Genomic DNA, 24988 nt, shown 5'->3' with positions numbered 1-24988 from the left:
AATCATATTTGAAAGGATCCCATAAAAAAAACGCTTAGACCTAAATCGGAATTTGGGTCTAAGTGTTTTCAATTCAAGCATGCAATTTCGTCTCCTCATTCTTAAAAAAGCTCTTCATCGCATGAAAAACATCAGATTTTTGTTTTAAAATATAATGGCGGAACTTTTCGTTGCTTATATTTTTGTAGGCTGTCATAAGAGTTGAGTGGCGATTGTATTGATTGACCTCTCCATAACCGAACATATTTGATACCTTCATAAGTTCTTCAACGAGTTTTACACACCGAGCGTTATCTGAAGTGAGATTATCTCCGTCTGAAAAATGAAATGGATAAATATTAAATCGATCAGGGGCATATTTTGTGTCAATAAGTTCTAAAGCTTTACGATAAACGGATGAGCAAATCGTACCACCGCTTTCTCCTTTTGAGAAAAAGTCTTCTTCTGAAACGACTTTGGCTTCTGTATGGTGAGCGATAAATTCAATTTCAACGGATTCATATTTCGTCCGAAGAAAACGATTCATCCAGAAGAAGAAACTACGAGCCATATACTTTTCCCAGAGCCCCATACTTCCTGACGTATCCATCATGGCTAAAACGACTGCCTTAGAGTCCGGCTTTTCAATTTCATTCCAAGTTTTAAATTTATAGTCTTCTTTATAAATTGGATGAAAACCTGGATCACCATTTAAGGCATTCCGTTTAAACGCAGCAATCATTGTTTTCTTTTTATCAATATTGCCCATCAGACCCGTTTTTCTAATATCATTAAACTCAATATCCTCTACTGTGTTATCATCCCGTTCCTTGCGCTGTAAATTTGGAAGTTCTAGCTGACTAAACAATGCTTCTTCGATTTCAAGCATCGTTACTTCCGCCTCATAATAATCTTCTCCTGCCGAGTCCCCAGCTCCCTGACCTTTACCTGGTCCTTTTTCCTGTGACCCATCTCTTGCCACTACATCTCCAACCTGACTTTCTCCGTCCCCTTGACCTACATGCTTATTTTTATCATAGTTATAACGAATCTTATATTCATCCAGTGAACGAATTGGGATTTTCACAACGTCTTTTCCATTAGACATGATAATACTTTCCTCAGAAATTAAATCCGGAAGATTATTCTTAATCGCTTCCTGTACCTTTTCCTGATGTCTTTGTTGATCATCAAAACCTTTTCGGTGGAGGGACCAATCCTCCTGTGAAATCGCAAACCGATGATTATTCTCTTTCGTCATACACTTTCCCCCCTTATTAGAAAAGCGCAAGCGCCATGGATGAAGGATAACGGATAAGGTCACACCTATCATCCACATTCTACAACTTTCAGACAAGCAAATCCTTTCAATTCCAATGAATGAAGCCACACTTTGATTTCAAAGGCTCAACGGTAATTTAACTTCGTCTTTGCCTAGGCTATTTTCGCTAGACATCAAATTTATTAAAAAATGTTCATAACTTAAAAACGCTTAAGCGGCTCTAGAAACGATGACAATCCTTTTCTACACTCTTTTTTCCGATTAAACTTTAGTGCTAGACACTTAACTTCTCTGAATATGCTTTTTTTCCTTAAAAAATACCGAACCATTCTAATTCTCAACGCGTATGATATAGCAGTGTTGAATTCATAATGACCCTAATTCCTTGAAGTCTGTATCCACCCATTAGACTTTATAAACTATTTTCAAAAAAGGTTGTATTACTCTATCCTATGCAAGGACACGCAATAATTTACAAATAATTTTTAAAAATGGGCAAATAGCTTTAACTGTACAGCTTCCCACATTGATGTGCATTCATCCCTTAATAGGTAGAATACACAATACGTACCATATCTTCTTGTTATATGTAGATTTATCAAAACATCCAAATGTTCTATGAAAACTATCATACATTCCTCATGAAATTGAATATTTCCCTTGCCCTAAGCAAAAGGGATCTGACCCTTAAATTAAAAGTCAGATCCACCCGTGTTTATCGATTCAATAGACTACCAACATACTGGAGCAATTCATTTGCAGATGTAGAATTGTAACCATGCTCTTCGATTAGCCTTGCCACTACTTCATTCACTTTCTTCAATTGGCTCTCATCTGGTGTTTTCGAGGACGTTGTAATTTTTACAACATCTTTCAAATCAGCAAAAAGTTTCTTTTGAATGGCTTCACGCAGACGGTCATGTGAATTATAGTCAAACCGTTTCCCTTTTCTCGCATAAGCTGAAATTCGAATTAAAATTTCTTCACGGAATGCCTTCTTCGCATTTTCCGAAATTCCGATTTGTTCTTCGATCGAGCGCATCAACTTTTCATCTGGAGAAATCTCTTCTCCAGTTAATGGATCACGTAGTCTCGATTTATTGCAGTATGCTTCGACATTATCGAGATAATTATCCATTAATGTTTTCGCCGATTCTTCATATGAATACACGAATGCTTTTTGAACTTCATTTTTCGCAATCGCATCATATTCCTTTCGCGCAAGTGAAATGAAATTTAAATATCGTTCACGTAGCTCAGCTGTAATCGAAGGATGCTGATCAAGCCCCTCCTTCAATGAACGAAGTACATCAAGTGCATTAATCGATGGGTTTTCTTTGCGAATAATCGTCGAAGAAATCCGGTTGATTACATATCGTGGATCAATTCCGCTCATCCCTTCATCCTGATGCTCTTTTTTCAGCTCATTAATATCCGCTGAATTAAAGCCTTCTACGTTTTCACCATCATAGAGACGCATTTTCTTAATTAAATCAATATCTCCTTTTTTCGGATCCTTCATGCGGGTCAGAATACTGAACATCGCTGCTACTTTTAATGTATGTGGGGCGATATGAACATTATGGACATCGCTTTCGTTGATCATCTTTTCATAAATCTTTTCTTCTTCCGTTACTTTTAAATTGTACGGAATCGGCATAACAATAATCCGTGAATGCAAGGCTTCATTTTTCTTATTCGCAATGAATGATTTGTACTCGGTTTCGTTTGTATGAGCTACAATAAGTTCATCTGCAGAGATTAGTGCAAATCTGCCTGCTTTAAAATTCCCTTCCTGTGTAAGCGAAAGCAAGTGCCAGAGAAATTTCTCATCACATTTAAGCATTTCTTGAAACTCCATCATCCCTCTGTTTGCTTTATTCAACTCACCATCAAATCGATACGCACGAGGATCAGACTCTGACCCAAATTCAGCAATTGTCGAGAAGTCAATGCTTCCTGTTAAGTCAGCAATATCTTGAGATTTCGGATCAGATGGACTGAATGTTCCAATGCCTACCCGCTTATCTTCGGAAAGGAATACACGCTCAACAATCACATCTTCAATTCTATTTCCATAATCCTGCTCAAGTCTCATTAAATTCAATGGAGACAAATTCCCTTCAATGCGAATACCATATTCATCAAAAAATTCTTGGCGTAAATTTTGTGGAATCAAATGAAGTGGATCTTCGTGCATTGGACAGCCTTTTATTGCATAAATAGCGCCTGTATCTTTAAGCGAATACAATTCTAACCCTCGCTTCAGTGCTGAAACAAGCGTCGATTTCCCCCCTGATACCGGTCCCATCAGAAGTAAAATCCTCTTTCTTACATCTAATCGTTTTGCAGCCGGATGGAAATACTCTTCTACAAGGCGTTCAAGCGACTCCTCTAAACCAAATAATTGACCACTGAAAAAGTTATACTTTCGCGTTCCATTGACTTCTTCTATACCAGCATCTCTGATCATGTTATATACACGTGAATGTGCAGATTGTGCAACCCATGGCTGTTCTTTGACAATCTCCAAATATTCCGCGAAGGTGCCTTCCCATTTCAACTTGTGCTCTTCTTCTCTAAATCTCGCAATTTTTTTTAAAATGTCCATCCTTAGCAACCTCCCCTTGTTACCTATCAGAGATGAATACTTTAATCTATGCAGCGAATCTAACAAACATGTACAGAAGTTCAGATGAAATGAAAAAGCGCTCCGGAAATGGATTAATACCATTTATAATGTGAAACTTCAATCAGTGGGGGTTTACTGCCCATTAATGCGGGATAAATTTTGCCTGCCACGAAACTAGGGGCTATCCCATACTCATTAATCAAAGATTTCCCTCCATTAACATTCACAACGTTGAAAAATTGGGGTATACTACCTTTATACGTAACATTGGAAGAATTCGGTTTTAGAGGGGGTTACATAATGGGAACGGTAATTATTCTTGCGGTTATGGTGACGTTTTTAGTTGCAATTTTCACGGCTGGATACAATGATAAACCATTTGTGAAAAAATAAGAGAAAACACGTTACAAGGGGCAATTAGGGAAGAATTTTCGTGTATTCCACCTGAAATTTAGCGATTATTCTATCAAAAGAGGATGTCTTATATAGAACATCCTCTTTTATCGCTTCTAAGATTTTATTACTCTGCTACGAATTCATCCTCAATTTTCATGTCAATTAACAATTGATAACATTTTACCTTTTTATTCCTTTTTAAATAAACACAACTTTCGTATCTATTTTGATTGCAATACCTTCATTAATCAAACAGGCTTCACATAATCAGTAGAAGGTATCTCATATAGGCCTGAATCTTTGCTTTGAGGCCCTCCTACGCAAAGCTCTCCTCGAAGAGGATCCGTTACGTTCGTACGGGTGGCTTATATTTTTATCGTTTGTTCAGACCTTGACGTTCTACAAAATCCTTCATATACAGTCTACTTTTTTTCGTAATCATTCCGACCATTTGACTTGTCCATGTATCTTTCCGTACGGCATTCGTCCGTTTTCGGTAATATCCGGAAATTGTATCATTATATTTCTCCAATTGAGCAATAAATTTCTCTTTATCAGGCTGATACTCATTTTCATGATACACATTTTCAATGGGGAGACGTGGTTTTTTTTCACTTTGACCCATTGGATATCCAACAGCCATGCCGAATAATGGGATGACCTTGGATGGAATATTGAGTAGCTTCGTTACTTCAGGTAAATGATTGCGAATGCCGCCAATATAGCAAATACCAAGTCCCATCGATTCCGCAGCTAAAGCAGCATTTTGAGCGGCAAGTGCAACATCAATGGTCGCAACCATAAATTTTTCCGTACTTTCTAACGGCTCAGATAAATCCATTTCTTCCATTTCCGCCACAATCTCATGACGATGCAAATCTGCACAAAACATAAAAAGGTGCCCGTTATTTTCCACATAAGACTGCGGACCGGCAAGCTCTGCCAACGCCGCTTTTTTCACAGCATCCGTAATCCCAATAATCGTATACGCTTGGACAAAACTTGAAGTAGAAGCTGCTTGAGCAGATTGGACAATTACTTCAATCTGTTCAGAAGTTAATAACCTGTCTTCAAATGACCGAATGGAACGATGATCCATTATCTTTGCAATAATTTCATTCATACCCTATTCACCCTCATGTAAGTTCATATGAAAAAGCTTTGTTAAACCAATTCGATGATAAAATGATTTTTATATGAATCATGTGAAATCGCCGTTTTATCGGCCAAAAGAAAAATGAGCCAAAAATCAATAGCTTCCTGTAACAGTGACTATGTAAAAAAGGGCTCAGCCTTGAACCGGCCCTTTAGAGGATGTTCAAAAAGTCCAATAAACAAGCTTGCGAATTGTGTCATCGCTCATGATTGACCTTCTGTTAAGATCACGCACGTCCTGTGCGCAACACAGAAGTCAGCACATCCTGTGCAAGTCCAGTCCTCCCGTATTACTGTATACGCGAAAGGTTCGAGGTATAAGATTCTCGAACTTCTCGGCTTTTTTTTATTCTCCTTTTTGAACACTCATTTCTAAGTCAATCTTCTAGCTTCAAATCGAGCTCCCGGTAATTTTGCTGTCTTAACGCTTCATAAACGAGAATAGCAGCCGTGTTAGAAAGGTTCAGCGAGCGAACATTTCCAGTCATCGGTATACGAAGGCAGCGGTCTTTTTGCTGTTGAATTAAATCCTTAGGAAGCCCTGTAGTCTCTCGGCCAAACAAGAAATAAATTTCACGATCTTGGTTGCTGTAATCAAAGCCAGTATGTGGTTTTTCTCCAAATTTAGACAGATAATAGAAATCACCGCCCTCATTTTGTTCAAAAAACTCATCCAAAGAATCATAATATTGAATATCAACATGATACCAATAATCTAGTCCGGCCCTTTTCAAAGCTTTGTCGTCTGTGGAAAATCCAAGCGGACGAATTAAATGCAGCTTCGTATCGGTTGCCGCACAGGTTCTTGCAATGTTTCCGGTATTGGCCGGAATTTCTGGTTGATATAAAACGACATGTATTGCCACGTTCTGTTCACCTCTAGTATAAACTTCAATCCATATTATATCACTAATTGTACCTTGTGCCTCATCTTCAGCTTCCATCAAGGATTTTGTAAAACTTGTAAACAATATTGGGCGTATAGGCGCTTGAATCTTCATAAGTCCAATAACGATGTCGACTGTTCGTGGTATGTGCATTCACAAGCGGCATTCCGTATTCATCCTTAGCCGTCACCATCAATGAATGATTAAATCGGCCGTCTCCTTCAAAATCAATACAAATAATATCCCCCAAATTCAATTGTTCAGCCGAACGAACTTGCTTTGTCCTAATTCCCCTCCCTCCTGCAAGCAGCTGCTGTAATGCATTCGCAACCGTCCAGCTAAAGCTCCAGTTTCCCCCTGACATCCACCATCCCTTATTTCGATTCGGACTTCCCCACATCGGAATTCCTCCAGCATGAAGGCATTGTGAGATAAAGCTTGAACAATCATCCGTAAACTTCGGATAAGCTGGATTGAAATCATTCCACCATCTTTCTGCATATTTCACAGCCTTCAAGCGATCATACGTATACTCGATTCTTTCCGACAACACATCGATAGTGCGCTCTTCCCGATTCTGACCATATATTCTTTCATTTTCATAATCACTGACCACTTTTCCATCATGAAACGTGACTCGCCTTTCTTCTGTTTCTTCTTCCATGAAGAAAGTGTCTCGCTGTTTAATAAAATATTGAAGATGAAGCTGATAATCTAATTCTGTTTCATTCTCCTTATCATGCCTAAATAGCACTTGGCCAGTCGCTTTAACATGGACAATTTCTGCTTCCCGTTGTTTATACACGTTCTGTTTACGTAAGAGTTTTCCTTCTACCGCTTCACGCGACTTTCCAATATACCGTTCGATCCGCTCTTGCACAATCGCTTTTAGCTGAAGTTTCAAACGAATCCCTCCTCTTAAAGTGAAACCTCCATCAGTTGGGATCGTAACCCGCAAGACATGGTTTATACAGATGAATGTATGAATAAGATGACCATAATAATCTGCTTTTCCGTTCTCCATTCTGATGGTTAAGTTGAATAAATCAGGAATTTACACACTACTTTACCCCCGATTTTTTCTTAACTTTCTTACACAATTAAAATAGAAATAAACCCATATGATAAGATATATGTATACATATTCGGTAAAAATACAAAAAAAAAGTTGACCCCGCAATTCCTCGCGAAAGGTCAACCCTCATTTACTCAGTAATTGCACTAAAACTAAGTCCTTTTTCTATTTCAGTAAGTACCTCTTCGTCCGTTTCTCTTTCACGAGCTTCTTTAAGTACAGATACCGAATCATCACCACCGATTTTGCCAATTGCCCATGCAGCTGTCCCGCGTATGACAGGTCGTGGATCTTCCTTCATAACGGATATCAAATCTGGCAGTGCAGTCTCATCTTTAAAATGGGCTAACGCTAGAATCGCATTTCGTTGAATCGGCTTTTTACCTCGCCAAGATCCTGACGCTTGACCATACTTCTCCTTAAACTCACGGTTTGAAATCGTAAGTAGCGGCTTTAATAATGGCTTTACAAGCTCCGGATCAGGCTCCATTTCTTCATGAAAGTGAAAATCCATGCCTTTATTTTTCGGACAAACCGTCTGACACGTATCACAACCATACAAACGATTGCCGATTTTCGTTCGGAATTCATCTGGTAAAAACCCTTTTGTTTGCGTCAAAAAGGCAATACAACGCTTCGCATTCAGCTGTCCACCTTGAACAAGTGCTCCCGTCGGACATACGTCCACACATTTATTACATGTGCCACATTGATCTTCAATCGGTTGATCTGATGCAAAAGGGATGTTTGTAATCATATCCCCTAAATAAACATAAGAGCCAAATTCAGGGGTGATAATTGCACAATTCTTCCCGCTCCAACCAATCCCAGCGCGCTCTGCAACAGCTCGGTCAACTAGTTCACCAGTATCGACCATTGATTTCGCCATTGCTCCTGGTACTTTTTCCTTAATAAAATCCTCAAGCAGCTGCAGTTTCTTACGTAAGACAACATGATAATCCTGTCCCCATGATGCTCGGCAAAAAATCCCACGGCGTTCGCCTTTCTTGCTTTGCGGTGCGTTTTTCATTTTCGAAGGATAAGCGAGAGCAATCGAAATGATCGATCTCGGTTCATTGAAAATTAATGTCGGATCCACTCTTTTATCGATATCAGGTTCTTCAAAGCCCGATTGGTAATTTAATTCCTGCTGTCTAATAAGTAAATTCTTCATTTCCTGAAACGTTGAAGCCGTTGTAAAACCGATCTTATCTATGCCAATTTCCTTACTATATTGAATCACTTCTTGTTTAAATGCATCTATATCCACATTATTCACTCCTATTGACTTACTAAAAGAAGCATACTCATTATTAAACCTTCATCATCTATGATAAACTATATCCAACCATTTTTGGAGGTGAAAGGTTTGGAAGTTCAGATTGACTCCATACTTCGTGATAAAATCCCTAATTTTAAAGCAGGCATTATTTTTTATAAAAATATTGTAGTAAGCGACTCGCCACAAATGGTCAAAGGTAGACTCCAGCTATTTCAGGAATCGATTTTCTTTGATCTTCAAGACAATGAAATAAGTGATATTTCTGGCATAAAAGAATGGCGCCAAGCATTCAAAACGACCGGAACCAATCCATCACGCTACCGTCCTTCCGTTGAAGCCCTGTATCGCCGAATAAGCAAACAAAATTACATTCAGCCTGTCCATTCTGCCATCGACTTAAACAATTTCTTTTCTCTACAATACGAGGTGCCGATCGGTATTTATAACCTCGATCAAATAGAGGGAGATGTCACGATAAAAATTGGCGCTGAAACCGATCAATATGATGGGTTAAACGGACGCAGTAATACCATGAAAGGCATGATTACATCAGGAGACAGAAATGGACCTTTTGGCAGTCCTTTCGTTGATTCAGAACGAACCAAAGTAACAGGAACAACAACCTCTGCCCTGCAAATCATTTACCTGAAGCCTTCTACTTCATTAGTTGAAGCAGATAAGCTGACACAATCACTAATGAAGATGTTTCTTCAGGTTCATGGCGGTGAAGGAGTTTATACAATCATTAACTAGCAGACGCCCCGCTTACTGATTGGATAAAATAACTTTAATCACACTAAACACCGTCCAAATCATCGGACGGTGTTTTTCGTACTTATAGGGCACTAGCTTCTTTGCGCTAAACGCCAAAGCCTATTGAAAATACTTGTACTTTCTTTGTTAAAAGGCTTCTGGAGCAACTCCACAACTAGGAACAACGACACTTTTGACCTTTATGGTATCAATAAAATCTTTCCTGTGCTGTTTCGGCTTTCTAGCCATTTATGTGCTTCCGCGCCATCCTTTAAAGAGAATGTAGTCGGTTCTTTGAGTACTAGTTTTCCTTCAGCAATCCAGTTAAATAATTGTTTTGAGCGTGTATTTCTTTCCTCATAAGAAGTTAAAACATTCCAAAGATCTCCACCAGTCAGGGTTTTTGAAGTATCCATCAGCATACGAGGATCGACTGGAGAAGGATCTCCACCTGCCATGCCATAAAACACAACCGTACCACCGATTTTTGTTGCTTCAAAACTGTCTGCTAAAGTCGAACCCACGGACTCATAAACGACGTCCACTCCACGACCTTTCGTTACTCCCTTCACTTTTTCACTCCATTGTTCATCATATAGGAATACATGATCCGCCCCAGCTAAAATAGCAGCCTCCGCCTTCATTGCTGAAGAAGTTAGTCCAATGACTTGACTGCCAAGCAGTTTAGCAATCTGAACAAGCAGCTGTCCAACACCTCCTGCTGCCGCGTGAATAAGAACAGAGTTTCCTGCTTTGACTTCAAAACTATCCTTTGTTAAATAATGGGCCGTTAATCCTTGAAGTAAAACACTTGATGCCGTTTCAAAAGAAATAGCATCTGGTAACAAAATGGCTTTTTCAATGGGAACAGCAACCAATTCTGCATTCGCAAATGGCACATCCGCAAATGCAATTCGGTCACCTACTTTAATATTCGTGATCCCGTCACCTACTTGCTCTACAATGCCAGAGGCCTCATACCCTAGTATATAAGGTGGCAGACCCGCTAAATGATAATTTCCCTTCCTTCTGTAAACATCAGCGAAGTTCAATCCTATCGCCTTTATTCTCACCAATATTTCATTTTCCTTAATGGATGGATCTTCTATCTCTTTATAGCGCAACACATCTGGACCACCAAACGACTCAAAGATTAATGCTTTCATTTTACTACCCCGTTTCTACTAATATGAATGGGTACATATGCTTGTACCGTTTAAAATTGATGGAACTGACGAAGGTTTAGAACTCTCAACTAAGAATTTAAGTCACTATACACCATTCATTTTCATCCAATCAATCCAGTTTCTATTCCATCGAAAGACAGAGATTTGACCAAACCATTACAATTATTTACCCTCTAGTTATTTCCACTCAAAAAAGGACCTAACCTCATATTGAGATCAAATCCTTGTAAAAAAATAAAAAAACGCAATGCCTCGTTCTCTATGTAACGAAACACTACGTTAGTAGCTATGTATGGAGCGGGTGAAGAGAATCGAACTCTCATCATCAGCTTGGAAGGCTGAGGTTTTACCACTAAACTACACCCGCGTATAATTTGTCGAAATTTGCGTTTCCTTATCGATAAATTCAATTATATATATCTTTTATGGTTTTTGCAACCTTTTTTAAAAAAATTCTACGGTACTTTCGTGAAATTGAAAAAGTCCCCCATAGGAGAACTTTTCCACGCAACTTCCAAATCCCTTAAATGATTTCCATCAGAGGCGGATAGATTTTCGAATGACAGAAATTAACATTTAAATCATTAAGAATTGTATATATGGTGCCTTCTCATCCGGAATTGATTTCACAATAAACATATTTCAATTCTTTTCTGCTATTCTTCTGCATGAACGGATTGTTAAACCTTTCTTAGGAAAAATTATCCGCTATCTGTAGTAGACCGTTTATTCCAAACATCTATATTTTATCCATAACTCTGTCATTTCAAAAATAGTTCAGGGAAGCAAGTAATTGTTTCTTTTATTTCAAAGACTGCAGAATAGGATATAATTCTTCTAAATGAGTAATCTCATAAGTTGGAATAACCTCATTTCGTTCTTTCTCATGTCGATTAATCCAAACGGACTGAATGCCGCAACGAGATGCTCCGAGGATGTCTGTCATTAAATTATCACCAACCATCAAGACCTCATCCTTACTCACATTCATACGTTCTAATGCATGTTCGAAAATAGATACGTCAGGCTTCCCTTTTCCGAATCCTCCAGAAATAACAATATGGTCAAAATATGGAACAAGTTCAGGAGTAATAGCTAGTTTCGTATTTTGTAATTCTGGTGAACCGTTTGTCAGCAATAATAAACGATATTTATCATGCAGCTCATTCAACACCTGGAACGTTTCGTCATAGAGAAAAGGGCGCTTTTTCCGCTCAAGAGGGAAGCGTTCCGCTAGTTCAGCACCGAATTCTTCATCATTGATCCCAAGCGACTTTAAGCCTCTAATCCAAGAATCTCGGCGGTAGGCAGGTGCAAACTCCTTCATCTTTCCAAATTCGATCCCCTCATCACCGAAATCGCCCCACAACCCTTCAAACGGATTAATGCCAATCATTTGTGTAAAAGAATAGGTATCATATGATGCGTAAAGCTCCCGCGCTTCTTCTCGCACCGCTTCCTCTAATTGCTCAGCATCGACTTCATATTTCTCTGCAGCATACTCGCAAGTAGCTTTAAACGCCTCACTTATACTTTTTTGGTCCCATAGAAGGGTATCATCCAAATCAAAAAAAATCGCTTTAATCACGTTCAACAGCTCCTAGTTCAAATTATGTATAACTCTATCATATACACCTTTAGTTACGTTGAAAAGGAAGTTGAAACATATAATATAAAATTGTTTATTTTCTGTACAATTTCTTGTGAAGTTCTTGATCATTACAAATTTTTGAACCGACATTTTACAATTGGATCAGTACAAAGTCTCACCGTTTATAAAAAAGATGAACTATTTATCAGTAGATTTGCGATATAGAATGATTATTTATTAATTTGGAAAAATTTCTATTGTAGAAATGTAGCATCTCTATTTATTCCACTATCGACGAAAATTGTTAAACAAGGGGGTACCGTTAGGAAAAATGCGGTTACGACGTAAAGCATATTTTAAAACGGTTCTCCCCTTTTTAACAACGTTTAGAAGGGCTCAATATTTGAAGCATTGTTCTATTACAGGAAATTAGCTGTTTTCAAGTAAATCAATACTTAGTGTATAACATTCCAGAAAATGCTGACGATTCTTTATGTTTAAATCATTAAGTTAAGCTGTCGGACATAAGGTCTTAGCTCAGAAATTGTTTCTAGATATGTTGTAAACACGTGTAGCAATGTTGTATTGGGAGTTTCTAGTTCGAGTTCCTTCTCAAATAGACTAATAACCTCCAACAGCTCTTTCCGGACACTCTCAGGTTTTTGAAGTTCACTTATTTTTAACGAGAATGATTGCAAAAATTCACGAACCGTTTCCTGCTGCGTCTGCAAATCTATTGGATTCAAATGATTAAAGTATATATTGGTTTCTTTTAATACAGGCTCAGGTTGTGTAGATGTCAAATCCATCACAACAGCGTCCATTCTTTCGACTATAAAAAGGGCCAGATCTGACATCGGTAGTGCTATCACCTTTTGAATGACATGGGATAAATATTCTTTTAGAAGTCCTCTAAAAATCGCCACGATATCCCAGATATAGCTCTGTATACCATCTCCATAAACTTCCAAAAAACAATCCCGATGCCATAAGAGCAGCATAGCTCTTTTTTTCTTCCATACCGATATAAATTTCTCATTATCTTTGATTGGCAATTCTTTAAACTCTACCATAAAAAAATAATTTTCAATCATGTACTGTATCTGAAATTCTATCTTTCTCCTAAATTTCTCCTTTGGTATTAGTTCCTCTTGTCGTCCGGCACAATCTAGTTCACTTGCTTGGTCAAACATCCTTTGATGGCATACAACGAACACTTCCGTGAATAACTCTTCTTTGGAAGGAAAAATTTTATAGATGCTACCTTTTGCCATCCCACAGGCTTCAGCTATATCTTGCATCGAAGAAGAGATATAGCCTTTTTCCTTAAATACATTCATAGCTGTATTCAATATTTGTTGTTTCTTTAATTCTTCCATCATTACCACCTCTAGTTATTCTGACATGCTGCAACTATATGGTCAATATTGGGGTTGATCCAAAAACCCAAAAGTCATATAATGAACTCGTAGGTTTCTATCCGAAAAATATGGAGGTGAACCAAAGCTTAATGCTTTGGTGAATATGAAAATTGCTAATGGCATTGAAATGCTGGAATTATCGATCAACATTGGAGAGTACAAAATGATCATTCATCCAACAGTTATTTACGATTCTACTTCCTATGTCCTAGTGGATACTGGGATACCGGGTAATTATCAGGAAATCATTGAGTTAATTCGTCAAGCTGGAATTGGTCCAACTGAACCTCATTCGATTATTCTTACCCATCAAGATATAGACCATGTTGGAAGTTTACCCCAATTTTTAGCAAATAATAGTCGGCAAGTAGATGTGTATGCTCATAAAGATGACAAAGCCTATATCGACGGTGAAATCCCATTCCTCAAATTAAATGAAGAGAAAAAAAGGAGCGTTCTTCAGTCAATACCCGAGAAGCATCGCTTAGATTTTGAAACGGCCTTTTCCAATTCAACTCCTGCGAATGTTACTCATTCCGTAACAGATGGTGGAAGATTACCCTTTGGCGGTGGCTTAATTGTTATTCATACTCCGGGGCATACGCCAGGTCATATTAGTCTGTATCACGAGGCAAGCAAAACACTAATTGCTGGAGACGCTTTGGTTGTACACAACGGGGAACTATTAGGCCCGAATCCTAATAATACTCCGGATATGGATACTGCACTGAAATCCCTCCACCAATTCAAGAAGTACCCAATCGAAACTGTCATTTGTTACCATGGGGGCATTTTTAACAATCATGTAAACAAACGAATTGAGAAATTGATTGCGACCTTGAGTTGATAACCGATTTGACGTCATTAACAAATGAAAAGAAGTGATTTCATGAAAAATCAATATATGACTGAAAATAAATGGATTCAATTTCTGATCACTAGTATAATTGCTATTCTCGGTGCGCTAATATTTCAAATGTTTCATATGCCTATACCCTGGCTTCTTGGATCGATGATTTTTGTCCTCATCGGTTCAAGATTTTTTAAAATGATTAAGCCATTTTGGCCTGGATCGGTTCGAAATATTGGAATGGGTATTATAGGATATACAATCGGTCTGTCGTTTACGATGTCGACGGTAAAACAAATTGGTCAACAGTTCCCCTCGATGGTTCTGCTGACAGTGCTACTTTTGTTTTGTACCTCTATTATCGCATTGTTTATATCAAGATTATCAGGAATCCCATTTCCAACGGTTTTAATGGGGAGTATTCCTGGTGGACTTAGTCAAATGATTCCATTAGCTGAGGATATAAAGGGGATCGATCTAACAGTTGTTACCTTCTTACAGGTCTCCAGATTAATGATGATCATTTTCTTTGTACCTATGCTAATTTTTAGTCCTTTATTTGAAATCCAGAGCAACGATTCGTTTATGAGTTCCATTCAAACCAGGACTGCGAGCTGGGGGGAGTTATTTCCACATATTTTAGTATTTGCCGTTGTTTGCACGATCTTCGCCCTACTTGGAAAGAAAATCAAATTTCCAACAGCTTTTTTATTGGGACCGATGATCGCCACGATTATTCTCAATCTATCAGGCTTTCATGGGCCTGCCCTTCCATCGGTTTTCCTAAATTGCTCTCAGTTGTTGATTGGAGGTTATATTGGATTATTACTTAAACCTGAAGATTTGCAGAATAAGTTCAAAATCACATTATTAGCGTTCATGAGTGGGGTTGTGTTGATCGCATGCTCTATTGGTCTGAGTCTTTTACTGACCAAATTGCATACAGTAACTCTTATGACAGCTTTTTTAAGCCTTTCCCCTGGGGGAATGGACCAGATGGCGATTATCGCAAAGGAAGTAAACGCAGATCTCTCAGTTGTTATCTGTTACCAGTTATTCCGAACTTTATTTATCTTCTTAGTAGTGCCTTCGTTATTAAAGGGGATATTTAAGAAAAGGCGTCAGAATAAGGGCTAAGAAAGGCACCATCGATTTGTGATTAGTCTAGAAAATAGATTGATTATTTTATTGTCAAATATGCATAACTCCGTCCCTCAAAACAAAGAAGTACAACAAAAGCTGGCTACACCGCTTAACGTGGTGAAAACCAGCTTTTTGTCACTGTCTGCTTAGACGTTTTACGGGTGCTGCCGATTTAAGTAATGGCCTAATTGTTTTTAGGGCCGCTGTTCTTTTAAAACTAATCCACTAATAGATGTTCCTCCATTATTCTGTTGAAGGCGTATTACAAGAAAAGGAGCATAGAAATGATCAAACATTTTGATAAACATTGAATCGATTGAAAAAATTAGAGCGTGCATTGATCAATTCTTTTGTAAAATACTCTCCTTCTTTTAGATCGTTTATCAAAGTTATTCGTTTCAAATTAATCAAACATAATTATAAACAACAAATAGCCTTACTAACTCTAAACTTCATTCAAGTGAATACTTCAGTTTACTTATTAACCTTCAAAGACTCGCTTACCACAAAAACCGCTTCCGTTTTCACTTTTACTTCATCAAGTGTAACTCCTTTTTGTAGCTCCACCAATTCCATGCCTGATTCAGGGAAGTGGAATACAGCTAAGTCCGTGATCAGGCAATGAACGACGCCTTGACCGGTTAGTGGCAAGGTACAGGTATTCTTGACTTTGGACTCTCCATGCTTATTCACATGGTCCATAATCACGACTATTCGTTTAGCGCCCTGCACTAAGTCCATTGCGCCCCCCATTCCTTTTACCATTTTCCCTGGGATCATCCAGTTTGCCAAGTCGCCATTTTTTGAAACCTCCATCCCGCCAAGAATAGCAAGATCAATATGGCCACCTCGTATCATCGAAAACGATTCAGCACTATCAAAATAGGAAGCACCTGCTTTTGCTGTGACCGTTTCTTTCCCAGCATTAATCAAATCTGGGTCCACTTCGAGTTCTTTCGGATATGCACCAATTCCAAGTAAGCCATTTTCTGTTTGTAACATGACATCAACATCTTCTGGAATCATATTGGCAATCAGGGTAGGCATCCCAATTCCTAAATTCACACACATTCCATCTTGTAATTCTTTAACAGCACGTTCTAGAATACGTTTTCTTCCAGTCATAACAATCCCTCCCCTTTATGCGTTAGCTGTTGTAAGCCTTTCAATTCGCTTTTCATAATTCTCACCAACAAAAACTTTTTGAACGTACACGCCGGACGTATGAATTTCATCCGGATTCAGTTCACCGATTCCAACAATCTCTTCAACCTCTGCGATTGTCATTTTCCCAGCTGTGGCAACTACTGGATTAAAGTTTCTAGCCGTTTTCCGATAAACAAGATTGCCAAACGGATCTGCTTTCCACGCCTTCACAAACGCGAAATCGCCAACAATCCCTTTTTCCATAATATATGTTTTCCCATCAAATTCTTTATGCTCTTTCCCTTTAGCCACCTCTGTCCCTACTCCTGTCGCTGTATAAAAAGCAGGAATTCCTGCTCCGCCTGCTCGTAAGCGTTCAGCAAGTGTACCTTGAGGAACAAGCTCTACCTCAAGTTCACCACTTAAAAATTGTTGTTCAAATAATTTATTTTCCCCTACATAGGATGCGACCATTTTTTTAATTTGTTTATTTTCCAAAAGCAAACCTAGTCCCCAGTCGTCGACACCACAATTATTGCTGACAATCGTTAAATCTTTTACTCCTTTATCTCGTAAACTCGTAATTAATTTTTCTGGAATTCCACATAAACCGAAGCCACCAACGACAATTGTCGCTCCATCCTTAATTTGACGCATTACTTCGTCTAATGATGATAGGACTTTATCCATTTTTCCATCTCCATTCTTTTACTGTGCGTATTTTTAGATAAATAGTGATGCTGAAAATGCAAGAATAAATACGGCTACTGTTTTCAAAATCGTAATGATAAAAATATCCTTATAAGATTGACGATGTGTTAACCCTGTAATGGCAAGTAGTGTGATAACTGCTCCATTATGTGAAAGTGTATCCATTCCACTGGAAGCCATGGAAGCGATCCGATGGAGCATCTCAGGAGTAATGCCAAGGTTTTGTGCCAATTGCAAATAGTGACTTCCCATTACTTCCAAAGCGATGGACAATCCGCCGGAAGCAGAACCGGTAATACCCGCAAGAACGTTTACAGCAATCACTTCAGAGACGATCGGGTTGCTGCTAGCATTGAAAACGGAGTCTTGAATCACTTTAAAGCCAGGTAATGTTTTAACTACATTCCCAAATCCAACTTCAGATGCTGTGTTAAAAATAGCCAGCAATGAACCCATTGCACCTGCTGTCAATCCAGTCGCAAGTTTTACTTTAATGCGCTTAACATTGAGAAGCATAACAGCCAGAACGCCCATCGTTAGGGCGACAATCAATGACCAAGATGAAGTCACTGTACTAACATTTTCAATATTGAATGTGTCTGCTAATACGGTTTGATCATACCAGTTTTTAACCGAAATCCCACTTCTGCTAAACAGATAGTTAAATAGAATGACAAGGACGAGTGGTACTATCGCCAACCAAGATTTAGAAGTGGCGCATTTTCCGTACTTTCTGGTTCATTAATATAGCCAGTTCCATCCCCTTTCCCTTTGACCAAAGCTTGTTTACGGCGGCGCTCTAGCCAGATCATTCCGCCAACAAATACGATAATGGCTCCGATAATTCCAATTAATGGCGCTGCATAAGTATCTGTTCCAAAATAATTCGTTGGAATGATATTTTGGATTTGCGGGGTTCCTGAAAGTGCATCCATTGTATAAGTAAATGCTCCAAGCGCTATCGTTCCTGGAATAAGTCGTTTAGGAATATCTGCTTCTTTAAAAATAGCAGCTGCGAATGGATACACAGCGAATGCAACTACAAACAAGGAAACGCCGCCATATGTCAATGCGGAACAGGCTAATACAACAGATAGGATTGCCCGTTTCGAACCTATTTTTTTACAATCGTTTGAGCAATTGATGCCGCTGCACCGCTCATTTCCGTTACTTTCCCGAATATGGCTCCTAATAAAAAGATTTGGAAAAATGATTTCACATAATTAGGATAATTTGTTATATGCATTTCCGTATAGCTTGGCAACAAAAGTCCTCCAGATAAAACAACAGCAAGTAATGTAACAAGCGGCGCGATAATAATAACTAGATAACCCCGATACGCCAAAAAGATCAACAAACCTAAAGCCAATACAATAGCAATAATCTGAATAGCCAAGTAAATTCCCCCTTTAATTCAAATTAAAGCCCATCCCCCAAAAAACTTCAGCCTCTCAAGATAACTATGATTCTCTAATTTAACCTATTCCCATTTAAACCTACCTTCCCCAAGTCAGTTCAAATAGGATGCTTCTAAAGAATTCTCAGATGATGACCAACTTCTCCACTAACAGCGAACGCTTACATAAATAAAATCCTAACTACTAAATACATGCTTACAAACTATTTATCTCACAGAGAAACCATTCATCTTATATTTATGCAAGTCCCATGCCAAACTTAACTATGCATGTTCTTAGAACAATATTTCGATTTAATTCATTCATATCCTCCTTGAAAATTTAATTTTAAGGAAGTTGATTTTTCGTAAACCAATTAGAAACCGCTCATGAAAAATCCGAAACTAGTCCTATTACTGTTCGTTTTTTTTTTAACAGCTAGTAAAAGAACATTAAAATCATGTTCGTTTTATCTTACACATCTCAATTTACAAGTTAAAAAACTGTCCCAAATTAAAGTTGCACAACTACTAAATACCGTATTAAGCACGTTAAACAGATAAAGTAGAGGAGCGTCCTTTTCGAGACAGCTTTTCCTAAGGCAACAAGCCATGCTGCCCCTACGATTACTACGTCTCTCATTTATGCTTCCTCCTTTTGTGGAAAAGGGGTGGGGCTTCGCACAATCAGCTCCGCACCGCCACGTTCATAGGTGATGCCATTTTTAGAACCTGAACCTTTTTCGTTGAGCTTTAGATCAGCTGCTCATGGATGTTTTTTATTCTATTGCGCCTAGTAAAATGACGATCTCTTTCAGTTAATTTCTGAGAAACAGAAATTGTTTCATAGTTATAGATCCCTTCACCTGATTTAATTCCTATTTTTTCCTGATCAATCAAATCGCGGATGACTGCAGGCGCATCAATGCTTTGATCTAAATCAGATGCAACATTATCAAACACTCTTTTCCATGTATCAAGTCCTCCAAAGTCGGCAATTTCAATTGGCCCGGTAAATGCCCAACGGAAGCCTGGACCCGCAGTTACTGCCGTATCAATATCCTTTGGCACTCGCTACTCCTTCTTTTAACAAATAAAACGCTTCACGCATTAAAGCTGTCTGCAAACGATTGGCAACAAATCCTGAAATCTCTTTTTTTTAAGAGCATGGGAGACTTGCCGATGCTACGAATTCATTCTAGCGTTACCTCCACTACTTCTACTTTGGTCTGGTCATGTTTCACGATCTCAACCAAAGGAACAAGATGGCCTGGATTAAAGAAATGAGTGAGTGATTATCATCCTCTCCGCAAATGACGTCTTTCCAACTAGACGAGATATTGAATAAGTAGATGTATCAGAAGCAATAATTGCTTCTGATTTGATCAACAACGCTAATTCTTGATACAAATTCCACTTGAGCTCAATCACTTCTGGAATCGCCTCAATAATAAAATCCGCCGCGCGGACAGCTTCAAGACCTGGCAATAACAAGACAAGTACCCTTAGAAAGTGTTTTGGAAGAAGTCATTTACCCGCTCGTGCCTCAGAAGCATTTGCTCGCTGTCAGTGAAATCGCCGATTACGCTATCCTTCCTTGCAAGCGAAAAAGCACGTGGCATTACTGGGCAAGCTGTTGTACTTGATGGTGGGTATACGGCACAATAAACAACTAGTGTGGTTTTTTACAAATAATAGTTAAATTTGTCGTACACTCTTTAATCGCGAGGGACCTGAAACATCTAATTATATTGTAAAGCTATAGCCTCACTATAAAAAAACAAGGCCCCGGACATAAATCATATGTTCGGGGTCAATTTATATTATTTCATTTTATTCATAAGCATCTTTCTACCCAGTTCAAATTTCTCCTTTTTTCCTTTGATTTTTTCAAACGATCTCGCCAATCCATACAAAGACTTCGCTCATTTCTCGGCATTAATAAGGTTATTGGGTTATAAAAAAGTCTGATCTTGTTCTACCAGTGTTGCTTAAAAGTTGCCCGCCTGTTGAATACCATTTTACAGTTATCTACATTAAAACGCAGGTGGGGTAACTGAAAATAATACAATTGCATTTTGACTAAAATTATTTTCCCATTTATGTTTCAAATTTGCTGGTATTTTTACGCTATCACCAGCTTCTAATAGATATTCTTCTTCACCCAAATACACCTTAATTTTTCCTTCTAAAATAAATGCTACTTCTTCTCCTTTATGTTCTAGAAGATTCTCGGATGAAGAAGTATTCGAAGGAACGTTCATAATCGCTGTTGTTAAATTCCCCGTAAAATCCGGCGACAATAACTCATAAGACAAATTATCAATGATCATTTTCTTACGTTTACTGGACCTAACGACTAAATCCTCCGTAATTGTTTCTTCAAGTAAAAAACTAAAAGTTGGAACATTTAGGGTTTTAGCTAAGACCTTTAAGGTTTGAATAGAAGGATTCGCCAATCCTCGTTCAATTTGGCTTAACATTGAAGGTGTAATATCAGCTAATTTTGCTAACTCTCTACTACTTAATCCTTTAGCTTTTCTATATTTTTCAACTTTCTTACCAATATCTATATTTTCCATAATCGATACTCCTTTATAAAATATTAAATTTAATTTAAATATAATTAATAATATTTAACGACAAGATAATCGTGTGTTAAACTGTATTTAAGTTTATTTAATTATAATTTATAAATCAAATTGCTACAAGAAATTAGGAGGGACAAACAAATGAAAGAGATTGAAAGCAAAGAACTACAAACATGGAAAGACCAATATCCTTTACTAAATAAGCTCATTTCGATGGATGAAGTATTTTGGCTAAATCCAAATGTCGAAAAATTTCAAACGGGAATTATTAAATCCCCCCTTACTCAAGACGATGTAAATGCTGCAGAGGAAAGGTTGAAACGTTTTGCCCCATATATCGCCAAGGTTTTCCCTGAAACAAAAGCATCGAATGGTATCATAGAATCTCCTTTAGTACGAATTCCTTCGATGAAACATTCATTAGAACAGGAATATCAGCAGCCTATATTAGGCGAATTATTACTAAAATGTGATAGTCACCTTCCTATCTCAGGTTCTATTAAAGCAAGGGGAGGAATTTATGAAATTCTCAAACATGCAGAAGAATTAGCTTTTCAACATCAATTGTTAACGATTCATGATGATTATTCGATCTTAGATAGTGATAGGTTTCGAACCTTCTTCTCACAATATTCAATCGCAGTAGGCTCTACTGGAAATTTAGGACTTAGTATTGGCATCATCAGTGCAAAGTTAGGTTTTAATGTTTCTGTTCATATGTCAGCTGATGCAAAACAGTGGAAAAAAGACTTGCTTAGAAGCAAAAATGTCAAAGTTATTGAATATGAAGCTGATTATAGTAAAGCTGTAGAAGAAGGTCGAATCCAAGCAGATAGGGACCCTACATGTTATTTTGTGGATGATGAAAATTCCCACGATCTATTTTTAGGATACGCAGTGGCCGCGTCCCGATTAAAAAACCAATTAGAAGAGTTACAGATAACAATAGATGAGAATCATCCTTTGTTTGTTTATCTTCCATGTGGAGTAGGTGGTGGCCCTGGAGGCGTAGCTTTTGGTTTGAAATTATTGTATCAAGACCATGTTCACTGTTTCTTTGCGGAACCTACCCACTCACCATGTATGTTACTCGGTTTAATGACAGGACTTCATGATAAAGTTTCTGTACAAGATCTTGGTATCGATAATGTAACAGACGCGGATGGACTCGCTGTAGGAAAGCCATCTGGGTTTGTCGGTAAAACTATTGAGCCTTTTTTAAGTGGTAATTATACGGTTAGCGATGAACAGTTGTATAAGTTGCTAAAAGAATTAGTCGATACAGAGGGGCTCCATTTAGAACCTTCTGCACTAGCAGGCATGATAGGACCAAGTAAATTATGTAAAGAGGGCATCGGTTATTTACAGAAGCATAGTTTAACGGAAAAGATGAGTAAGGGTACACATATTATTTGGGGAACTGGTGGAAGCATGGTTCCTGAAGAAATGAAGAAGCAATATTATCAAAAAGGGTTTGAAATTAGCGTTAGATAAACAGAAGTAATTTAACACGGGGTAGTTTAACCCTGTGTTTTTATATTTAAAATTTCTTTTCTTATTAAACTAACCTCCCAATAGTATAGATACCCCACACAAACTCTTCTAAACTTTAATTTAGACATTAAAGTTTAGAAGATGGTATCGTTCCACAATCTGGTCCGTTTGCGTAATAAGAAAAAATCCTACATTATTAAAAATAGCTAATCAAAGGGAGCAACATGTTGCTTTCAAATCTACAAAGGTTTCCTGTGTTAAGACACTATTTTTGCTATTTATGAAGAATCAAAAAAGAGTCCTCACAAAATGTGAGAACTCTTTTACTAGTGCATTTTCTTTAACTCGACCATTTGATACCGGTGGCCGGGGTCGAACCGGCACTCCTTACGGAACACGATTTTGAGTCGTGCGCGTCTGCCTATTCCGCCACACCGGCAAAAATTTTATGGAGGCGGCAACCGGAATTGAACCGGTGATAAAGGTTTTGCAGACCTCTGCCTTACCGCTTGGCTATGCCGCCATCTTTTGGAGCGGAAGACGGGATTCGAACCCGCGACCCCAACCTTGGCAAGGTTGTATTCTACCACTGAACTACTTCCGCATATGGCTGGGCTAGAAGGGTTCGAACCTTCGCATGACGGAATCAAAATCCGTTGCCTTACCGCTTGGCTATAGCCCATTGTTACATATCTATTCAATAATCAATTCATTATGTTTAAAAATGGGGCGACTGATGGGAATCGAACCCACGAATGCCTGAACCACAATCAGGTGCGTTAACCACTTCGCCACAACCGCCATGATGTAAAATAATTTTTTAAGTTGGCAGGGGTAGTAGGAATTGAACCCACACCGAAGGTTTTGGAGACCTTTGTTCTACCTTTAAACTATACCCCTATAATAAATGGTGGAGGGGGGCAGATTCGAACTGCCGAACCCGAAGGAGCGGATTTACAGTCCGCCGCGTTTAGCCACTTCGCTACCCCTCCATATTAAACTAATGATGGCTCAGGACGGAATCGAACCGCCGACACAAGGATTTTCAGTCCTTTGCTCTACCGACTGAGCTACTGAGCCATAAATTTTATATCAATAGAAAGTTTAACTACTGAATAAAAATGGCGGTCCGGACGGGACTCGAACCCGCGACCTCCTGCGTGACAGGCAGGCATTCTAACCAACTGAACTACCGGACCAGATTGCGGGGACAGGATTTGAACCTGCGACCTTCGGGTTATGAGCCCGACGAGCTACCAGACTGCTCCACCCCGCGATAATAGAAATGATGAAATTTTATTAAAATAATGGTGGAGGATGACGGGATCGAACCGCCGACCCTCTGCTTGTAAGGCAGATGCTCTCCCAGCTGAGCTAATCCTCCGTTATGTATATGGTGACCCCTACGGGATTCGAACCCGTGTTACCGCCGTGAAAGGGCGGTGTCTTAACCGCTTGACCAAGGGGCCACATTAATTAGAATGGCGGAGAGCAAGGGATTTGAACCCTTGAGACAGGGTTACCCGTCTACACGATTTCCAATCGTGCTCCTTCGGCCACTCGGACAGCTCTCCATATGGCTCCGCAGGTAGGACTCGAACCTACGACCGTTCGGTTAACAGCCGAATGCTCTACCACTGAGCTACTGCGGAATAATATAATGTGGTTTTAAAAATAAACTGCCTGGCAACGTCCTACTCTCACAGGGGGAAACCCCCAACTACCATCGGCGCAAAAGAACTTAACTTCCGTGTTCGGAATGGGAACGGGTGTGACCTCTTTGCCATCATTACCAGACAACTTTCTGAAAGACACTTATTATTATATCACACTTTAAAATAAAGTCAATAATATTTTTTCATTCTTTCAAAACTAGATAATAAGAAGATTTTTTGCTTTTTTCAAGAACAATAAGGTTAAGTCCTCGATCGATTAGTATCAGTCAGCTCCACATGTCGCCACGCTTCCACCTCTGACCTATCAACCTGATCATCTTTCAGGGATCAGCTTACGCTAT

21 protein-coding genes, 15 tRNA genes, 2 rRNA genes and 2 pseudogenes (1 of these 40 only partly in view) are annotated in these 24988 nt (G+C 38.7%); 5 read left to right on the top strand and 35 right to left on the bottom strand.

From position 1 onward, the window contains the following. Positions 1–73: 73 nt before the first annotated feature. From yhbH to queG, 6 genes are all read right to left on the bottom strand, one after another. Complete coding sequence (gene yhbH / locus AC625_RS04750) at positions 74–1240, bottom strand: sporulation protein YhbH (protein ID WP_049680225.1); 1167 nt, start codon at positions 1238–1240, stop codon at positions 74–76. A 736-nt stretch (positions 1241–1976) separates the two neighbouring features. After that, the gene (locus AC625_RS04745) at positions 1977–3872 is read right to left on the bottom strand and encodes a PrkA family serine protein kinase (RefSeq protein WP_049680224.1); all 1896 of its coding nucleotides are present in this window, start codon (positions 3870–3872) and stop codon (positions 1977–1979) included. A 790-nt stretch (positions 3873–4662) separates the two neighbouring features. After that, positions 4663–5412 carry an oxygen-insensitive NADPH nitroreductase gene (gene nfsA / locus AC625_RS04740; protein ID WP_049680223.1) on the bottom strand — a complete coding sequence of 250 codons (750 nt, stop codon included), beginning with the start codon at positions 5410–5412 and terminating at the stop codon, positions 4663–4665. Positions 5413–5821: 409 nt separating this feature from the next. After that, on the bottom strand, positions 5822–6310 hold the full coding sequence (gene trmL / locus AC625_RS04735; RefSeq protein WP_049683591.1) for a tRNA (uridine(34)/cytosine(34)/5-carboxymethylaminomethyluridine(34)-2'-O)-methyltransferase TrmL: 489 nt from the start codon (positions 6308–6310) through the stop codon (positions 5822–5824). A 67-nt stretch (positions 6311–6377) separates the two neighbouring features. Continuing rightward, positions 6378–7235: an amidase domain-containing protein gene (locus tag AC625_RS04730; RefSeq protein WP_049680222.1), complete on the bottom strand. Its 858-nt coding sequence runs from the start codon at positions 7233–7235 to the stop codon at positions 6378–6380. Between the two features lie 301 nt (positions 7236–7536). Next, positions 7537–8676, bottom strand: coding sequence for a tRNA epoxyqueuosine(34) reductase QueG (queG, locus tag AC625_RS04725; RefSeq protein ID WP_049680221.1), 1140 nt, complete (start codon positions 8674–8676; stop codon positions 7537–7539). Between the two features lie 99 nt (positions 8677–8775). Between queG and AC625_RS04720 the strand changes: the two genes are divergently transcribed. After that, the gene (locus AC625_RS04720; RefSeq protein WP_049680220.1) at positions 8776–9441 is read left to right on the top strand and encodes a B3/B4 domain-containing protein; all 666 of its coding nucleotides are present in this window, start codon (positions 8776–8778) and stop codon (positions 9439–9441) included. A 200-nt stretch (positions 9442–9641) separates the two neighbouring features. Here the strand turns inward: AC625_RS04720 and AC625_RS04715 are convergent, their stop codons facing one another. From AC625_RS04715 to AC625_RS04700, 4 genes are all read right to left on the bottom strand, one after another. Then, positions 9642–10607 (bottom strand): quinone oxidoreductase family protein, encoded by a 966-nt coding sequence (locus AC625_RS04715; protein WP_049680219.1) that lies wholly within the window; start codon positions 10605–10607, stop codon positions 9642–9644. A gap of 314 nt (positions 10608–10921) precedes the next feature. Continuing rightward, positions 10922–10995 (bottom strand) — tRNA-Gly (locus AC625_RS04710). Positions 10996–11430: 435 nt separating this feature from the next. Continuing rightward, complete coding sequence (locus AC625_RS04705) at positions 11431–12216, bottom strand: HAD family hydrolase (RefSeq protein WP_049680218.1); 786 nt, start codon at positions 12214–12216, stop codon at positions 11431–11433. Positions 12217–12716: 500 nt separating this feature from the next. Continuing rightward, entirely contained in the window at positions 12717–13598 is an 882-nt protein-coding gene (locus AC625_RS04700; protein WP_049680217.1) for a TetR/AcrR family transcriptional regulator, read from the bottom strand. Positions 13599–13803: 205 nt separating this feature from the next. Here AC625_RS04700 and AC625_RS04695 point away from each other — a divergent pair, with 205 nt between their 5' ends. Then, positions 13804–14487, top strand: a complete 684-nt coding sequence (locus AC625_RS04695) for an MBL fold metallo-hydrolase (RefSeq protein ID WP_245644935.1) — start codon at positions 13804–13806, stop codon at positions 14485–14487. A 42-nt stretch (positions 14488–14529) separates the two neighbouring features. Then, on the top strand, positions 14530–15627 hold the full coding sequence (locus tag AC625_RS04690; protein WP_049680215.1) for an AbrB family transcriptional regulator: 1098 nt from the start codon (positions 14530–14532) through the stop codon (positions 15625–15627). A gap of 480 nt (positions 15628–16107) precedes the next feature. Here the strand turns inward: AC625_RS04690 and AC625_RS04685 are convergent, their stop codons facing one another. From AC625_RS04685 to AC625_RS27590, 8 genes and pseudogenes are all read right to left on the bottom strand, one after another. Then, positions 16108–16758, bottom strand: coding sequence for a 3-oxoacid CoA-transferase subunit B (locus AC625_RS04685; protein WP_049680214.1), 651 nt, complete (start codon positions 16756–16758; stop codon positions 16108–16110). Positions 16759–16773: 15 nt separating this feature from the next. Continuing rightward, on the bottom strand, positions 16774–17469 hold the full coding sequence (locus tag AC625_RS04680; RefSeq protein WP_049680213.1) for a CoA transferase subunit A: 696 nt from the start codon (positions 17467–17469) through the stop codon (positions 16774–16776). A 33-nt stretch (positions 17470–17502) separates the two neighbouring features. Beyond that, positions 17503–18886 (bottom strand): annotated as a pseudogene (locus tag AC625_RS04675) (GntP family permease). Positions 18887–19400: 514 nt separating this feature from the next. After that, a complete protein-coding gene (locus tag AC625_RS28120; protein ID WP_281177214.1) occupies positions 19401–19529 on the bottom strand; it encodes a hypothetical protein in 129 nt (42 codons plus the stop codon). Positions 19530–19639: 110 nt separating this feature from the next. Next, the gene (locus AC625_RS27595; protein WP_053178008.1) at positions 19640–19957 is read right to left on the bottom strand and encodes a 3-hydroxyacyl-CoA dehydrogenase family protein; all 318 of its coding nucleotides are present in this window, start codon (positions 19955–19957) and stop codon (positions 19640–19642) included. Further along, positions 19941–19997: a hypothetical protein gene (locus tag AC625_RS28115; protein ID WP_082191239.1), complete on the bottom strand. Its 57-nt coding sequence runs from the start codon at positions 19995–19997 to the stop codon at positions 19941–19943. Before AC625_RS28115 ends, AC625_RS27595 begins: the two co-directional genes overlap by 17 nt. A gap of 82 nt (positions 19998–20079) precedes the next feature. Further along, a complete protein-coding gene (locus AC625_RS28110) occupies positions 20080–20142 on the bottom strand; it encodes a hypothetical protein (protein ID WP_082191238.1) in 63 nt (20 codons plus the stop codon). A gap of 19 nt (positions 20143–20161) precedes the next feature. Next, positions 20162–20317, bottom strand: a complete 156-nt coding sequence (locus tag AC625_RS27590; RefSeq protein ID WP_281177264.1) for a 3-hydroxyacyl-CoA dehydrogenase NAD-binding domain-containing protein — start codon at positions 20315–20317, stop codon at positions 20162–20164. A gap of 32 nt (positions 20318–20349) precedes the next feature. Here AC625_RS27590 and AC625_RS25445 point away from each other — a divergent pair. After that, positions 20350–20554, top strand: a pseudogene (locus tag AC625_RS25445) (SDR family oxidoreductase); the annotation flags it as partial. Positions 20555–20922: 368 nt separating this feature from the next. Here the strand turns inward: AC625_RS25445 and AC625_RS04665 are convergent. Further along, positions 20923–21468, bottom strand: a complete 546-nt coding sequence (locus AC625_RS04665; RefSeq protein WP_049680212.1) for a helix-turn-helix domain-containing protein — start codon at positions 21466–21468, stop codon at positions 20923–20925. Positions 21469–21618: 150 nt separating this feature from the next. Here AC625_RS04665 and AC625_RS04660 point away from each other — a divergent pair, with 150 nt between their 5' ends. Then, positions 21619–22971: a D-serine ammonia-lyase gene (locus tag AC625_RS04660; protein ID WP_049680211.1), complete on the top strand. Its 1353-nt coding sequence runs from the start codon at positions 21619–21621 to the stop codon at positions 22969–22971. A gap of 357 nt (positions 22972–23328) precedes the next feature. On the opposite strand, the gene AC625_RS04655 is transcribed toward AC625_RS04660, so the two are convergent. The 16 genes from AC625_RS04655 to AC625_RS04580 all read right to left on the bottom strand — a co-directional run. After that, positions 23329–23410: transfer RNA gene (locus AC625_RS04655), tRNA-Leu, on the bottom strand. Positions 23411–23420: 10 nt separating this feature from the next. After that, positions 23421–23494 (bottom strand) — tRNA-Cys (locus AC625_RS04650). Positions 23495–23500: 6 nt separating this feature from the next. Further along, a tRNA-Gly gene (locus AC625_RS04645) sits at positions 23501–23575 on the bottom strand. A gap of 3 nt (positions 23576–23578) precedes the next feature. Then, positions 23579–23653: transfer RNA gene (locus tag AC625_RS04640), tRNA-Gln, on the bottom strand. A 43-nt stretch (positions 23654–23696) separates the two neighbouring features. Then, positions 23697–23772: transfer RNA gene (locus AC625_RS04635), tRNA-His, on the bottom strand. Positions 23773–23797: 25 nt separating this feature from the next. Further along, a tRNA-Trp gene (locus tag AC625_RS04630) sits at positions 23798–23871 on the bottom strand. Between the two features lie 8 nt (positions 23872–23879). Further along, a tRNA-Tyr gene (locus tag AC625_RS04625) sits at positions 23880–23963 on the bottom strand. 15 nt (positions 23964–23978) lie between these two features. Further along, positions 23979–24051, bottom strand: a tRNA-Phe gene (locus AC625_RS04620). Positions 24052–24093: 42 nt separating this feature from the next. Then, positions 24094–24170: transfer RNA gene (locus AC625_RS04615), tRNA-Asp, on the bottom strand. 3 nt (positions 24171–24173) lie between these two features. Continuing rightward, positions 24174–24247, bottom strand: a tRNA-Met gene (locus AC625_RS04610). Between the two features lie 32 nt (positions 24248–24279). Next, a tRNA-Val gene (locus tag AC625_RS04605) sits at positions 24280–24355 on the bottom strand. Positions 24356–24365: 10 nt separating this feature from the next. Then, positions 24366–24440, bottom strand: a tRNA-Glu gene (locus AC625_RS04600). Between the two features lie 13 nt (positions 24441–24453). Continuing rightward, a tRNA-Ser gene (locus AC625_RS04595) sits at positions 24454–24545 on the bottom strand. Positions 24546–24548: 3 nt separating this feature from the next. Beyond that, positions 24549–24623, bottom strand: a tRNA-Asn gene (locus tag AC625_RS04590). 29 nt (positions 24624–24652) lie between these two features. Beyond that, positions 24653–24768: ribosomal RNA gene (rrf, locus tag AC625_RS04585) — 5S ribosomal RNA — on the bottom strand. 115 nt (positions 24769–24883) lie between these two features. Beyond that, a 23S ribosomal RNA gene (locus AC625_RS04580) occupies positions 24884–24988 on the bottom strand (it continues 2898 nt past the right edge of the window).

The sequence above is a fragment of the Peribacillus loiseleuriae genome, from assembly GCF_001183985.1.
Lineage (GTDB): Bacteria > Bacillota > Bacilli > Bacillales > DSM-1321 > Peribacillus > Peribacillus loiseleuriae.
This window is presented reverse-complemented; position numbering and strand designations above follow the sequence as displayed.

Coding starts and splice junctions, on each gene's coding strand:
- yhbH (WP_049680225.1), bottom strand. CDS start 1,240: ATGACGAAAGAGAATAATCATCGGTTTGCGATTTCACAGGAGGATTGG.
- AC625_RS04745 (WP_049680224.1), bottom strand. CDS start 3,872: ATGGACATTTTAAAAAAAATTGCGAGATTTAGAGAAGAAGAGCACAAG.
- nfsA (WP_049680223.1), bottom strand. CDS start 5,412: ATGAATGAAATTATTGCAAAGATAATGGATCATCGTTCCATTCGGTCA.
- AC625_RS04715 (WP_049680219.1), bottom strand. CDS start 10,607: ATGAAAGCATTAATCTTTGAGTCGTTTGGTGGTCCAGATGTGTTGCGC.
- AC625_RS04700 (WP_049680217.1), bottom strand. CDS start 13,598: ATGGAAGAATTAAAGAAACAACAAATATTGAATACAGCTATGAATGTA.
- AC625_RS04695 (WP_245644935.1), top strand. CDS start 13,804: ATGATCATTCATCCAACAGTTATTTACGATTCTACTTCCTATGTCCTA.
- AC625_RS04690 (WP_049680215.1), top strand. CDS start 14,530: ATGAAAAATCAATATATGACTGAAAATAAATGGATTCAATTTCTGATC.
- AC625_RS04685 (WP_049680214.1), bottom strand. CDS start 16,758: ATGACTGGAAGAAAACGTATTCTAGAACGTGCTGTTAAAGAATTACAA.
- AC625_RS04680 (WP_049680213.1), bottom strand. CDS start 17,469: ATGGATAAAGTCCTATCATCATTAGACGAAGTAATGCGTCAAATTAAG.
- AC625_RS28120 (WP_281177214.1), bottom strand. CDS start 19,529: ATGAGAGACGTAGTAATCGTAGGGGCAGCATGGCTTGTTGCCTTAGGA.
- AC625_RS04665 (WP_049680212.1), bottom strand. CDS start 21,468: ATGGAAAATATAGATATTGGTAAGAAAGTTGAAAAATATAGAAAAGCT.
- AC625_RS04660 (WP_049680211.1), top strand. CDS start 21,619: ATGAAAGAGATTGAAAGCAAAGAACTACAAACATGGAAAGACCAATAT.